The organism is Rhodococcus cercidiphylli (genome assembly GCF_033042225.1).
Taxonomy (GTDB): domain Bacteria; phylum Actinomycetota; class Actinomycetes; order Mycobacteriales; family Mycobacteriaceae; genus Rhodococcoides.
Map to the genome: position 1 here is coordinate 193,236 of NZ_JAWLKE010000003.1, position 13,166 is coordinate 206,401.

General features: G+C 65.1%; 14 protein-coding genes. 7 read left to right on the plus strand and 7 right to left on the minus strand.

What is annotated here, in order from left to right:
- Positions 1–366: 366 nt before the first annotated feature.
- Positions 367–1,113, plus strand: a complete 747-nt coding sequence (locus R3P95_RS08010; protein WP_094686892.1) for an FAD-binding oxidoreductase — start codon at positions 367–369, stop codon at positions 1,111–1,113.
- Positions 1,114–1,130: 17 nt separating this feature from the next.
- On the opposite strand, the gene R3P95_RS08015 is transcribed toward R3P95_RS08010, so the two are convergent.
- A complete protein-coding gene (locus R3P95_RS08015; protein ID WP_317547930.1) occupies positions 1,131–1,535 on the minus strand; it encodes a MarR family winged helix-turn-helix transcriptional regulator in 405 nt (134 codons plus the stop codon).
- Complete coding sequence (locus tag R3P95_RS08020; RefSeq protein WP_317547931.1) at positions 1,532–2,947, minus strand: MFS transporter; 1,416 nt, start codon at positions 2,945–2,947, stop codon at positions 1,532–1,534. The genes R3P95_RS08015 and R3P95_RS08020 overlap by 4 nt, the downstream gene beginning before the upstream one ends.
- 140 nt (positions 2,948–3,087) lie before the next feature.
- Between R3P95_RS08020 and R3P95_RS08025 the strand changes: the two genes are divergently transcribed.
- On the plus strand, positions 3,088–3,318 hold the full coding sequence (locus R3P95_RS08025) for a hypothetical protein (RefSeq protein ID WP_317547932.1): 231 nt from the start codon (positions 3,088–3,090) through the stop codon (positions 3,316–3,318).
- A 1-nt stretch (position 3,319) separates the two neighbouring features.
- Here R3P95_RS08025 and rsgA read toward each other — a convergent pair whose 3' ends face one another.
- The 3 genes from rsgA to R3P95_RS08040 all read right to left on the minus strand — a co-directional run bounded on the left by rsgA (position 3,320) and on the right by R3P95_RS08040 (position 6,152).
- Complete coding sequence (gene rsgA / locus R3P95_RS08030; protein ID WP_317547933.1) at positions 3,320–4,330, minus strand: ribosome small subunit-dependent GTPase A; 1,011 nt, start codon at positions 4,328–4,330, stop codon at positions 3,320–3,322.
- A gap of 141 nt (positions 4,331–4,471) precedes the next feature.
- Complete coding sequence (locus R3P95_RS08035; protein WP_094686889.1) at positions 4,472–5,920, minus strand: alpha,alpha-trehalose-phosphate synthase (UDP-forming); 1,449 nt, start codon at positions 5,918–5,920, stop codon at positions 4,472–4,474.
- A 52-nt stretch (positions 5,921–5,972) separates the two neighbouring features.
- Positions 5,973–6,152: a hypothetical protein gene (locus tag R3P95_RS08040; RefSeq protein WP_068055931.1), complete on the minus strand. Its 180-nt coding sequence runs from the start codon at positions 6,150–6,152 to the stop codon at positions 5,973–5,975.
- Between the two features lie 105 nt (positions 6,153–6,257).
- Here R3P95_RS08040 and R3P95_RS08045 point away from each other — a divergent pair, with 105 nt between their 5' ends.
- The 4 genes from R3P95_RS08045 (at position 6,258) to R3P95_RS08060 (ending at position 10,877) form a co-directional block, all read left to right on the plus strand.
- Positions 6,258–8,006, plus strand: a complete 1,749-nt coding sequence (locus R3P95_RS08045; RefSeq protein WP_317547934.1) for an ABC transporter ATP-binding protein — start codon at positions 6,258–6,260, stop codon at positions 8,004–8,006.
- Positions 8,003–9,751, plus strand: coding sequence for an ABC transporter ATP-binding protein (locus R3P95_RS08050; protein WP_317547935.1), 1,749 nt, complete (start codon positions 8,003–8,005; stop codon positions 9,749–9,751). Before R3P95_RS08045 ends, R3P95_RS08050 begins: the two co-directional genes overlap by 4 nt.
- Before the next feature lie 69 nt (positions 9,752–9,820).
- On the plus strand, positions 9,821–10,387 hold the full coding sequence (locus R3P95_RS08055) for a TetR/AcrR family transcriptional regulator (protein ID WP_317547936.1): 567 nt from the start codon (positions 9,821–9,823) through the stop codon (positions 10,385–10,387).
- Position 10,388: 1 nt separating this feature from the next.
- Positions 10,389–10,877 carry an FBP domain-containing protein gene (locus R3P95_RS08060; protein WP_317547937.1) on the plus strand — a complete coding sequence of 163 codons (489 nt, stop codon included), beginning with the start codon at positions 10,389–10,391 and terminating at the stop codon, positions 10,875–10,877.
- 134 nt (positions 10,878–11,011) lie between these two features.
- On the opposite strand, the gene R3P95_RS08065 is transcribed toward R3P95_RS08060, so the two are convergent.
- Complete coding sequence (locus R3P95_RS08065; RefSeq protein WP_317547938.1) at positions 11,012–11,665, minus strand: hypothetical protein; 654 nt, start codon at positions 11,663–11,665, stop codon at positions 11,012–11,014.
- Between the two features lie 30 nt (positions 11,666–11,695).
- The gene (locus R3P95_RS08070; RefSeq protein ID WP_068055948.1) at positions 11,696–12,223 is read right to left on the minus strand and encodes a general stress protein CsbD; all 528 of its coding nucleotides are present in this window, start codon (positions 12,221–12,223) and stop codon (positions 11,696–11,698) included.
- 92 nt (positions 12,224–12,315) lie between these two features.
- On the opposite strand from R3P95_RS08070, the gene R3P95_RS08075 reads away from it, so the two are divergent.
- Entirely contained in the window at positions 12,316–13,125 is an 810-nt protein-coding gene (locus R3P95_RS08075; protein WP_068055951.1) for an alpha/beta fold hydrolase, read from the plus strand.
- Positions 13,126–13,166 lie beyond the last annotated feature (41 nt).

Consider the following 13,166-nt stretch of genomic DNA (forward strand, 5'->3'; position numbering starts at 1 on the left):
TTCGTCAGGTGCGCGCGGATTCGCCGGCGATCGGTCGCTATTTCGCGCGCGTTCGGCAAACGCGCGCGCTTTTGCGGACTCGGCCGGGGGCGGCGGCGGTGGCGAACCGGGCGTCGACTGGGCATCTGAGGTCGGGTCGGTCCGCGGGTGTTGAGCCCGGGTCTCTGCTGCGCACGTCCTCGCAAACGCGTGCGCGTTCGTCAGGTGCGCGCGGATTCGCCGGCGATCGGTCGCTATTTCGCGCGCGTTCGGCAAACGCGCGCGCTTTTGCGGCGTCGACCGGGCGACATGCCTCGACCGGGGCGACGGCATCGAACCCCGCGCGCGTGTGCGAGGCATCCCGCGTCGGCCCCTATCCTGGTTCACATGCAGGCGTGGAGTTCGACGGTTGTTCAGTATCATCGCCTTCGGAACGATCTTGCGGTGATCAGACTCGAAGGCGATGCTGTGCCGTTTCAGGCAGGCCAGTCGGTGTCGGTCACGGTTCCCCAGAACGCTGCGCTGACGCGGCGATATTCACCCGCTCTGCCGCCTTCGCGAGACGGGAAGCTGGAATTCCATGTTCGAGCCGTTCCTGCCGGTTGGGTGAGCGGTTCGATCGTCAACGAGACGCGGCCGGGTCATGTGTGGCAGATCAGCGATCCGCAGGGCAGTCTGCATGTCGACGATTCGGGGCGCGACGTCGTGATGATCGCGGGCGGCACCGGCCTCGCTCCGTTGCGCGCGATCCTGCTCGACCTCACTCGCCGCCAACAGCCGCCGAACGTGACGCTGTTCGTCGGCGGCAAGTCGCCACGTGATCTGTATGCCGGCGACATGCTGTGGTTGATGGCGGCGGAGTTGCGGTGGTTGACGGTGGTACCCGTCGTCGACCAACTGCACGAGCCGTGGGCGTCGGATCGGTGGAACGACCGCATCCATGCCGAGATCGGTTCCAGCGCAAAGTTCTTCGAGCCCGAGCATTGCTGGGAGGGCAGTGTGGCCGACGTCGTCGCCACGCAGGGGCCGTTCCCGGATCGCCAGATCCTGGTCTGTGGCTCACCGGGAATGGAAGCGGCGACCGTGCGCGCGCTCGTCGAGATCGGCACACCACTCGACGCCATCCGCCGCTGAAGTGGGAAGTCCAGCAATCAGGGCAGCTGCAGAATCCGTCGCAGATGCGCCAGGTCCTCGGCGGATACCGTCGTGAATTCCGGCGGCGGGGCGTCGGCGATGGCTCGGGCCTTCTCGGCGAGCCGGCGTCCGGCATCGGTGAGTCCGATGATGCGGCGTCGGCGATCTTCGGGATCCTCGGTGCGCACCACCAATTCACGCTTCTCGAGCTCGCGAACGTTGAGCGAGACGTACGGCGCATCGGACGCAAGAATCTCGGCCAACTCGGTCACCGTCCGATCGCCCGTGAGCAACTTGGTGAGCAGCTTGGCTCGCAGGAAGCTCATCCCGGTGGCGTCGGCGACGGCTCGGCGGGTGTCGTGCTTCTCGAGCATCAGCGCGCGCATCTCGCGCCAGACGAGAGCTGCCTCCGAGTCGGTCATACGAGCACCGGTTGGTCGATTCGGTCGGCGGTCGAGCGGGCCCACCTGCCGGTGGTGACCACTGCGAGCACGGTGACGACCACGCCTGCGCCCGCGATGACGAACCATGCCGGAACTGCTGCGGCGGTGAAACCGTCGGAGATCTCGCCGACGATGCTCGCCGTGACGATGGATCCGACGACGGCCACGCCGAGCGATTGACCCACCTGCCTGCTCGTCGACGCGATGGCAGATGCCACTCCGGCCTGACTGCGCGGCATTCCTGACACCGCGGTGTTGGTGATCGGGGCGTTGACCATGCCGAAGGATATTCCGAAAATCACGTACGCCACCGCAAGCCACGCGAACGACGTCGTCGGAGTCAGGCGGGTGAGCATCAGCGCCGAGGTGACGAAGCCGATTCCCGCGACGAGCAGCGGAATGCGCGCGCCCAGGGTGCCGACGATGCGGCCGGAGATCGGCGCGAAGATCAGCGTCATCAACGCCATCGGCAGCGTGTACAGACCGGCGTGCAGTGGGGAGTATCCGCGTACGTCCTGCAGGTAGAGGGTGTTGAGGAACAGGAATCCGCCGAGGGACGCGAACGCGCACACCGCGATCACCGTCGCTCCGCTGAACGGCGCGCTCCGGAAGAACTTCAGTTGGATGAGCGGTTCCTCGATTCGCGACTCGACCACCAGCAGCCCGACGAGAGAGCCGACGGCGACAGCGCCGGTGAACACGATCAGCGGCGATCCCCACCCCTTCGCGGGACCTTCGATGATGGTGAACACCAGGGACACGAGGAACGCGAAGATGAGGAACTGGCCGGCCGGATCGAACTTGCGTGAGTGCTCGGCCTTCGATTCCGGGACGAATTTCAGTGTCATCGCCAAAGCGAAGATCCCGACGGGGACGTTGATCCAGAAGATGGACTGCCAGCCGGCACCGGTGACGAGGATGCCGCCCAGCGCCGGGCCCGCCGACATCGAGATTCCGACGACGGCACCCCACATTCCGATGGCCCCGGCACGTTCTTTCGGATCGGTGAAGGTGTTGGTGATGATCGACATCGCGACAGGATTCATCATCGAGCCGCCGACGGCCTGCAACATGCGGAAGGCGATGAGCCATCCCAGTGACGGTGCGATGCTGCACAGCAGGGAGCCGAGAACGAACGTTCCGGTGCCGATCAGGAAGAAGCGCTTGCGGCCGTACTTGTCGGCCATCGAGCCGCCGAGCATCAGCAGTGATGCCACGACCAGAGTGTATGCGTCGATGATCCACTGCAGACCCGATACCGACGCGTTCAGATCTGCGCGCATCGACGGCAGCGCGACGTTGACGATCGTGTTGTCGGTGCTGACGAGAAACAGACTCAGGCAGCAGATGCCGAGCACGAGATACCGGTGTCGTCGAGTCAACTCGGCCACGTTCACCTCCGCGATAATGCTTGTACTTATACAACTATTACATGAGTACTCCTAAATTGTTCGACGAGCAAGTGAGATGCGGGCGGGGCGCGCCCGATAGGGTGTGTGTCACAGACTTGCTCGGTGAATGGAGAACAACAGTGGCTTCCGAGATCGCACCAGGCGACCTGGTTCAGGCGTCCGGGCATGCAGGCCCGTGGAAGGTGCTCGAGATCCGTCAGGGTCTGGCGTTGCTCGAGCATCACGACGGTCATCGGTTGTCGGTACGTACCACCACGGTCGAGGTGGTGCGGAAGGCGTCGAACAGTGAGGGTTCGGCCCGGCAGGCCGAGGCAGAGGCCGACAGTCCCTCACTGTTCGACGAGAGCTGACCTACCGCTTTCTGCCGTCGACGGCGTACTTGATGCGCAGCGACTTCGAGATCTGCTTGTACTCTCGCAGCTTCTCGCTGCGTGCTCGGGCGTCCTGCCTCGACATGGACCAAGCATTCTCCCGCAACAGTTTTCGGTAGTTGCCCAACCTTCTGTCGGTGAGCTCGCCCGCGTCGACGGCGGCGAGCACCGCACAGCCGGGTTCGTGTTCGTGCGCGCAGTCACCGAATCGACACGACGCGGCCAGTTCTTCGATGTCGGAGAAGGCGCTCGCCACAGCGTCTTCCGACCCCTGCACGCCCACGGAACGCAAACCCGGGGTGTCCAGCAGCACCAGGGCAGAGGACGGGATCGGCACCAATTCCCGACGCACCGTCGTGTGCCTGCCTTTGCCGTCGGCCGCCCGGGTGGCACCGGTTTCCAAAACCGAACCACCCAACAGAGCGTTACCGAGCGTCGACTTTCCGGATCCCGACGGCCCGATCAAGGCGACCGTGCCGTGCAGATGTGCTGTCAGTGAGTCGATTCCGCTGCCGTCGACCGCGCTGGTGGTGCACACCTCCACACCCGGCGCGGCGGCCAGCACCAACTCCTCGGCGACGCTACCGCTGTCGGTCTTGGTGATCGCGACCACGGGCACAGCGCCACTGCCCCAGGCCAGGGTGATGTAGCGCTCGACGCGGCCGAGGTCCAGGGCCGTGTCCGACGCCACCGTGACAACGACGGTGTCGACGTTGGCTCCGAGAACCTGTGTGTCGGAGGTGGATCCGGCGGAGGCACGTTCGATGGCTGTGCGGCGAGGAAGGGTAGCGGCGAGCCTGAACGAGTCCAGTGTCACCCAATCCCCGGTGCAGATACCGGTACCGGTGCAGCGGACGATGCCGCTGTCGGTGACGGCGTCGAATTCACCTCGGTCGACGCGAACGACGCGGGCGAGAGTTGTTTTCTGGGAGAGCTTTTCGAATTCGGTCAGCCAGTGCTGATCGAGGCCGTAGTGGTCGAGTGGAGACATGCGAGGTCCTTGGGGGAGGAGGAACGGGGGTTCGGGTCCGTCGATGTCCGGGTGGCCACGATGCCACCTCCTCACTGTCTCGATGCACGAAAAAACCGTCGACGGCAAACTAGCAGCCGTCGACGGTGTCGGGAAAGCGATTTATCGACTGAGGTTGGTGCCCTCCGCCGGCGCTGCGAGTGCGGTCAGGAAGGAGCGGGCCCAGCGATCGACGTCGTGGGCGAGAACCTGCCTGCGCATGGCACGCATGTGGCGTTTGCCTGCCTCGGGTTCCTGCTCCAGTGCGCCGATGATCGCGTCCTTCACGCTGTCCAGGTCGTGTGGGTTGCACAGGTACGCCTGGCGTAGTTCTGCTGCGGCACCGGTGAATTCGCTGAGCACCAAAGCGCCACCGAGATCGCTGCGGCAGGCGACGTACTCCTTGGCGACGAGGTTCATGCCGTCACGCAGCGGAGTGACCAGCATGACGTCGGCGGCGACGAAATAGGCCAGCAGATCGTCGCGGGGGATCGGCCGGTGCAGGTAGTGCACCACGGGGTGGCCCACCTGGCCGTACTCGCCGTTGATTCGGCCCACTTGCTGCTCGATTTCGCCGCGCATGGCGACGTAGCTCTCGACGCGTTCACGGCTGGGCGTCGCCAACTGCACGATGACGTTCTCGGCGGGATCGACGCGGCCCTCTTCGAGCAGTTCGCGAAACGCGTTGAGCCGAACGTCGATTCCCTTGGTGTAATCGAGTCGATCGACGCCGAGCATGATGCGCTTCGGGTTGCCCAGATCCTTGCGCAGTTGCTTCGCGCGATCACGGACGGCCTTGGATCGAGATTTGGTGTCGAGATCACCGGAATCGATGGAGATCGGGAACGCGCCGACTCGCACGGTTCGGAAGCCGACCTGCACGACGCCCAACTTGGACCGCACTCCCACGGTTCCGCGGGACGTGGTTCCGCCGGCGAGGCGTCGGGCAAGGTAGAGGAAGTTCTGCGCACCGCCGGACAGATGGAAACCGATGAGGTCGGCACCGAGCAGTCCTTCGACGATCTCGGTGCGCCATGGCATCTGCATGAACAGCTCGATCGGCGGGAACGGGATGTGCAGGAAGAACCCGATGGTCAGGTCGGGGCGCAGCATCCGCAGCATCTTCGGGACGAGCTGGAGCTGGTAGTCCTGGATCCAGACCGTCGCGCCCTGTGCTGCGGCCTCGGAGGTCTTCTCGGCGAAGCGGCGGTTGACCTCGACGTAGGCGTTCCACCAGTCGCGGTCGTACTCCGGCTTGACGATCACGTCGTGATAGAGCGGCCACAGCGTCGCGTTGGAGAAGCCCTCGTAGTACTGGGTGTATTCCTTCTCGCTGATCGTGACCGGACGCAGTTGCAGGCCGTCCTCGACGAACGGCTCGACGTCGACGTCCGAGACCCCGACCCACCCCACCCACGCACCCTTGTTGGCGCGCAGGATCGGTTCGAGAGCGGTGACCAACCCGCCTGGGCTTCGCTTCCATCGTGTGCTTCCGTCCGGAAGCTTTTCCAGATCGACCGGCAACCGGTTGGCTACGACGACAAAATCCGAACCCTGCGAGGCGTCAGCCACAACTGTCCAATCCGCTTGTAGATCTCTGGGGGGAGCCAGTCCTGCGAAGGTGCTACTCGCTTTCGCCCTTCACAACAGGATCTATACCCAACATCGACAGCAACATGCGGCATTCGTCTGCATCGGTCGCGTAGGCCGCGACGACGCGCTGAGCCTGGCTGGCCGTCTCGTACTCGAGTGGGACGATGTCTTCGTCGGCGATGTCGTTGTCGGTCGAAGTCTTGGCAGGCATGGTGTTCTCCGTACTCTCTGCTGGGCTTACACGGTGTTCGTTGGTCCCGACTCTATGTAAATGTGGCGTCCCATCGCCACTTCCCGATGCCATAGGCTGCAGCAAATGACCGATTCTGTGCCGCTCCGCCATGCTCGGACAGTGGTGGAGGAGCCTTCTCCGGCCACCGGCTCCGCGATCCTGCGACGCACCGTCCAACGGCATCGCGCCCGCCTGATCGTCTCGTCGCTGCTGTTCGGAGTGCATCAACTGTGCGAAACGATGGTCCCGGTGGCGATCGGACTCATCGTCTCGCGGGCCATCGACACCGGTGATGTGACGGCGATGAGCGTCTCGCTGGTCGGTCTCGCGGCCTTATTCGTCACCCTGTCGTATGCGTGGCGGATCGGTGCCCGCATCATCGTCGTCGCCATCGAGCGGGAGGCGCATCTGGTGCGCGTGGAGGTCGCCGGTCGTGTCCTCGATCCGCGGGGTGTACGTACCGAGCTGTCGGCGGGGGAATTGTTGACGGTCTCGACGTCCGACGCCGAGAAGGAGTCCTGGATCCTCGATCTGATCGCCCGGGTCTTCGCGTCGGCCGTCGCGGTCGTCGCATCGGCTGTGGCGTTGTTGATCATCGACGTTCCCCTGGGCCTTGCCGTCGTCATCGGTACTCCGGTCATCCTCGTTGCGCTGCAGCGCCTCGCTCCACTGCTCACCCGCGCAGCAACCGCCCAGCAGGCCCAGATCGCCGGCGTATCGGGTATGGCCACCGATCTGGTCAGCGGTGTCCGGCCGCTGCGCGGAATCGGTGCCGAGAACGCCGCGACCGAGCGATTCGTGACGTCGAGCAGAACGGCCTTGGCGGCGACTCTGAAGCTGGCTCGCGCGAACAACGTCTATCAGGGCTTGTCGGCAACGGTCAACGCGTTGCTGGCCGTCGGGATCGCCGGTACCGCCGGCTGGTTCGCGCTGCAGGGCCGCATTTCGGTCGGTGAGTTGATCACGGTCATCGGCCTTGCCCAGTTCGTCATCGAACCCCTGACCGGATTGGCGAGGATCCCCGGCGTCGTGGCGATGGTGCGCGGATCGGCCGACCGGCTGGCCCTCGTACTCGGTGCGGAACACGTTCTGCCGCAGTCGGAATCCGCGGTGCCCGCGGGGACCGATCTCGGCATCGACGGCGTTCGGTTCCGATCGCTCGACGGCCTCACCTTCCGGGCAGAACCAGGCGAGATGCTCGGCGTGGTCGCCTACCGGCCGCAGGACGGGGAGGCGCTCGCCGCGCTGCTGTCCGGTCAGATTTCCGACGCCGACTACACCGGATCTGTTCGCGTCGGCGGCATTCCGGCGGGAGAGATCGATCTTCGACGCTCCCGCGAGACCGTTCTCGTCGAGCCGCACCTCACCGACCTGTTCGCCGGAACGGTCCGCAGCAACGTCACCGCCGGGCGGGAGCGGCCCGACGCCGAACTCGACCGAGTGCTCCAGGCATCCGCGGCCACCGACGTCGTCGAATTGCACGAGGCCGGTCTCGATCACGCCGTCACCGACCGCGGAGCCAGCCTGTCCGGCGGCCAACGCCAGCGAGTGGCGTTGGCGCGAGCGCTGTCGGTCGACGCCCCGGTCCTGGTACTGCACGACCCCACTACCGCCGTCGACGCCGTCACCGAGCACGCCATCGCCCGCGGCATCGCCGAGCTCCGGCACACCGAAAGAAGCTCGCAGACAACGATCCTCATCACCACCAGCCCTGCGCTGCTGTCGGTGACCCATCGCGTTCTCGTCGTCGACGACGGCCGCGTCGTCGCCGAGGGAACGCACCACGATCTCGCGTCCTCGGACGCGCAGTACAAGGACGCGGTGCTGCGATGACCACCCCCGAACTTCTTCCGATCGCCACCGGAGCCCGATCCGGTCGGTGGTTGCTGGAACAGCTGAAACTACGACGGGTGCGCACGGCGGTCACGCTGCTCCTCGGCGCCCTTGCGGCGGCGATGTCGCTGGTGCCGGTCTATGTCTTCGGGGTCTTGGTCGACCGCGTCCGCGACGGGGCCGACTCGTCGACGATCGTCGGGGTCGTCGTCGTCATCTCGGTGGCCGCGGTTGTCGGCGGCATCGTCACCGGTTTCAGCGGCTATCTCATCAGCACGTTGGGTGAGGGCATTCTGGCGTCGCTGCGCGAGGCCGTCGTGCGCCGCGCACTGCATCTGCCGGTGGCCACGCTCGAGCGAGTGGGCAAGGGCGACTTGCTCTCCCGGGTGGGCGACGACGTTGCGGTGATGGCGAAGTCGATCGGTGAGGTGATCCCGCAGCTCGTCGGTGCGTTCCTGCTCGTATGCCTGAGCATGATCACGATGCTCGGCATCGACTGGCGGCTGGGCCTGGCTGGGCTCGTCGCGCTGCCGATGTACGTCCTCGCGCTGCGCTGGTATCTGCCGCGCTCGGCACCGAAGTACGCGGCCGAACGCGTGGCGATGGGCGAGCGAGCGCAGTCGTTCGTCAGCAGCATGCAGGGCGCGAAAACCGTTCGTGCGTACGGACTCGAGTCGGCGCATCTGAAAGAGATCGATCGGGCGTCGGCGAAGGCCCGCGACATCGGTGTCGACGTGTTCCGCTTGTTCACCCGATTCGGATCGCGAAGCAATCGCGCCGAATGCGTCGGACTGTCGGTGATCCTGTTGGCCGGATTCCTGCTGGTGCGCGGCGATTACGTCACCGTCGGTGAGACGACCGCTGCGGCGCTGCTGTTCCACCGACTGTTCAATCCGATCGGCACCCTGCTGTTCACGTTCGACGACATCCAGTCCGCCGGAGCGTCTCTGGCCCGGCTGGTCGGTGTCATCGACATTCCCGACGAGCGACCCGTCGGCGACGGGTCCGTGCCGTCCGACGCCACCTTGGACGTCACCGATCTGCGGCACGAGTACGAGTCCGGCCACGAGGTTCTGCACGGAGTGAACCTGCGGGTCGGCGCAGGGGAGACCGTCGCGCTCGTCGGATCCACCGGCGCAGGCAAATCCACGATTGCAGCTATTGCGGCCGGCTCGATGGCGTCGACGTCGGGGACGGTTCGTGTCGGCGGCGCATCACTCGATGCGCTGGGCAGTGAGGGCCTGCGGCGACACGTCGCGATCGTCAGCCAGGAAGTACACGTGTTCGCCGGCCGATTGATCGACGACGTGTTGCTTGCCGCCCCGGATGCCGGTCGTGAAAACGTCGAAGCCGCACTGCGCACCGTCGGAGCGTGGGCGTGGGTCGAGGCGCTCGAGAACGGCCTCGACACCGCCGTCGGCGAGGGTGGGCATCAATTGACCGCGGCACAGTCGCAGCAATTGGCCTTGGCGCGTTTGGTTCTCGCCGACCCGGCCGTCGCCGTGCTGGACGAGGCCACCGCGGAGGCCGGCAGTTCCGGTGCGCGAGATCTCGAAGCTGCGGCCGAGGCAGCGACCAGGGGGCGCAGCACGTTGATCGTCGCGCATCGGCTGACGCAGGCCGCTGCCGCCGACCGCGTGGTGGTCCTCGAACACGGGAAGATTCTGGAACAGGGCCCGCACGAGGAGCTGGTCGCGGCCGGTGGACGATACGCACAGCTGTGGGAGGCGTGGCAGGGTCGCTGATTGCTTTAGCAATTTGCCTATAGCTATTAGGTTTGGATACGGTGTCCTCGAAAGAACGAGGAGGCCGGTATGGCACGCGCAGGATTGACCGCGCAGCGCATCGTGGCAGCAGGAGCGGATCTGGCCGATGAGGTCGGCTTCGACCGCGTTACCGCCAGTGAGCTGGCCAGACGCTTCGACGTCAAGGTGGCGAGCCTGTATTCGCACCTGAAGAACGCGCACGAGTTGAACGTCGGGATAGCGCTGCTGGCGTTGGAGGAACTGGCCGATCGGGTGTCCGAGGCGCTGGCAGGCCGAGCGGGCAAGGACGCGTTGGTCGCCGTCGCCAATGCGTATCTCGGTTATTCGCGGGAGCACCCCGGTCGCTATGCGGCGACGCAGTTTCCACTCGATCACGAGACTGCTCTTGCAAGTGCGGGAGTGCGTCACTCGGCAATGATGAAAGCAATCCTCCGGGGGTACGACCTCGGCGAAGATGATCAGGTACACGCAGTTCGATTGCTCGGCAGTGTGTTTCACGGCTATGCCAGCCTCGATGCGTCGGGCTCGTTCGGTCACAGTGCGCCCGACTCGCAGCAGTCCTGGGCTCGCATCCTCGACGGAATCGACACACTCTTACAGCACTGGAGGCAGTGACATGGAACCGATCTCCGAACGCGACATCAGGTCGTCGTTCGTCAACTCGTCCAAAGGCGACGCCGGAAGGCTCTCCCTTCCCGAGATGTTCGACGCTGTGCCGTGGAGCGATCTCGACTTCTTCGGTTGGGTCGATCCCAAGCTTGCCGGCAGGAGTTACATCGTCGTTCCCTCCGGGGATCGCTTGCGTGGAATCTCGTTGCGCTACAAAGTCGGTGGTCCACGCACAGCGCAGATGTGCAGCATCTGCCTCACCACACACGCGAACGGTGGCGTCTCGCTGATGGCTGCCGCGAAGGCAGGCGAATCCGGCAGGCGCGGCAACACGGTGGGAACCTACATCTGCTCGGACCTCGCGTGCTCGCTGTACGCGCGAAAGAAGAAGACCCCGGCATTGGGACGGCAGTTCAAGGAAGACTTCGATGTCGAGACCCGCACCGCAGCAGTCGAAGACAACATTGCTGCGTTCCTCGCTCGCGTTCTCGATTGATCAAGTGGTAGGCGGGGAGCGCGCGCCCCAATTGACGACTGCGCGCCCATGCTCTGATGCGAGTAGGGGCGCGCAGTCGGCAAAAAGGGTGTGAGGTCCTGCCGGAGATTGGTAATTCGCCGACAGTACCGAAGTCAGTCCTTGTTCTTCTCGGCGATGAACAGCTTCTCGATGCGCTCTGCCTCGTCCTTCTTGGCGGCGGCCTCGTCGGAACGCTCCGCGGCCTCGGCCAGTTCGGCCTCGGACGGCGCGGCGGCCAGCTTCTCCTGCTTGTCGACCTGAGCCTGCTGCGCCTTCTTGCGATCCTCGGCGGCTTTCGCGGTGGCAGCGGCCTGCTCGTCGGCCTTCTTCTTCTTGGCGGCGGCTTCACGCTCGGCATCCTGAGCGGCCTCGCGCTTGCGTTGCTCGGCCTCCTGGCGGGCGTCACGTGCGGCTTCCTGGGCGGCGGCGTCGGCTGCGCGGCGATCCTTTTCGGCGGTCTCGCGAGCCACCTTCAGTTCGTCGTTGGCTGCGGCCTTCTTGGCCCGAGCTTCGGCGTCGAGGCGCGCTGTTTCGGCACGGTTCTCGGTGCTGTCGACCAAGGTCTCGCCGCGATCGGCGAGTCCCTTGTCTCCCAACAGGTTTCCAACGGCACGGTCCAGTGAACCGAGCGTGTGCTCGTACACCAGGCGCGCAGGTGACTCCGCGTTCATCTTCTCGACCACGTTGGTCTCGATGAGCTGCAACGGAATTCGAGCGATCTTGTACTGAATGCGAAGAATGGTCATCGGTATGGCTAGGACACTCATGTAATGAAACTCCTGTTTTGCAGTAGTGGTTCAGGCCTGGTTGCGGAGCTCTTCGGCCTTCTTGCGATCGGCCTCGGCCTGACGAAGCGCCTCCTGGTGCTTCTGCGCGGCCACCATTTCGTCGGAGTCCGCGGCAGCCTGCTCGATGCGCCGGTCCTCTTCGGCCTCGATCTGCTCGGCGGTCGCGTCGACCTCAGCGGCAGCGCGCTCCTGCGCTATCGTTTCGCGCTTGTTCTGCTCGGCCGCGACCACCTGCGTCTCACGCACCCGATCTGCCTGCGCCTCGGTGACCGCGGCGTTCTCCTCTGCGGCCTCCCGACGGCTTTCGGCTGACGTGCGAACGTCGGCCAGTTCCTCGGCGGCTTCGGTGGCCTGCGCTTCGGCGACCCGCTCCGTGGCCTGGGCCTCCTTGTGTTCACGAGCCTGAGCAGCCTGTAATTGGCCCTCGGCCGTCAACGAGTCGTTGCCGGTCACCGCGCCCACGACCTCTTTGGCCTTGCCCTTGATTCCGTCGAGCAATCCCTTGCGTGCTTCGCCCGCTACGTTCTCGTCAGTCATGTAACACCAGGTACCCACTGGCTGTTCGAGTAACCCCGTGTCGGTGTCGGACGATACGATCCCCGACGGACGAATCAGCAGTAAGGAGACGTATGCCTATCGCCAAGATCAACGGTATCGACCTGAACTACCAGGTCAAGGGCAGTGGAGACCTGGTAGTTCTGATCATGGGCACCGGTAGCCCCGGCCGTGTGTGGGAGCTGCATCAGGTGCCGGCTCTCACAGCAGCGGGTTACCGGGTGTGCACTTTCGACAATCGCGGCATCGCTCCGTCGTCGGAGAGCACGCACGGCATCACCATGGAGGACATGGTCGCCGATACCGCCGGCCTGATCGAGCTCGTTCGCAACGGCGACGAGAAGGCCTACGTCGTCGGAACGTCGATGGGCTCACGCGTCGCGCAGGAGCTTGCTCTGAGTAGGCCCGACCTGGTTCGTAAAGCGGTCTTCCTCGCCGGCCACGCGCGGGTCGACGAATTTCAGAAGACTCTCGCCAACGGCGAACGAGCGCTCTACGACAAGCGCGTCGAGCTCCCGGGAACCTATTCGGCTGCGGTGACAGCGGTGATGAACCTGTCGCCTGCGACGTTGCGTGATTCTCGCGGGGCACGCGACTGGCTCGACCTGTTCGAGTTCTCGGCCTCCTCGCCGTCCGCGGGCGTGCGCGCCCAGCTGGGCATGGAGGACGATTTCGATCGAACTGCGGCCTACCGTGGCGTGTCGGTGCCGTGCCTGTCGGTCGGATTCGCCGACGATCGGATGATCCCGCCGTACTTGGGCAAGGAACTGGCCGACGCCATCCCCGGTGCTCGGTACGTCGAGATAGCGGACGCCGGGCACTACGGATATCTCGAGCGTCCCGAGGCCGTCAATGCGGAACTGCTCGGCTTCTTGAAGGCCTGACGGCACCACGGCCCGACCTGCGTTGCTAGGGTCGTGTGGCA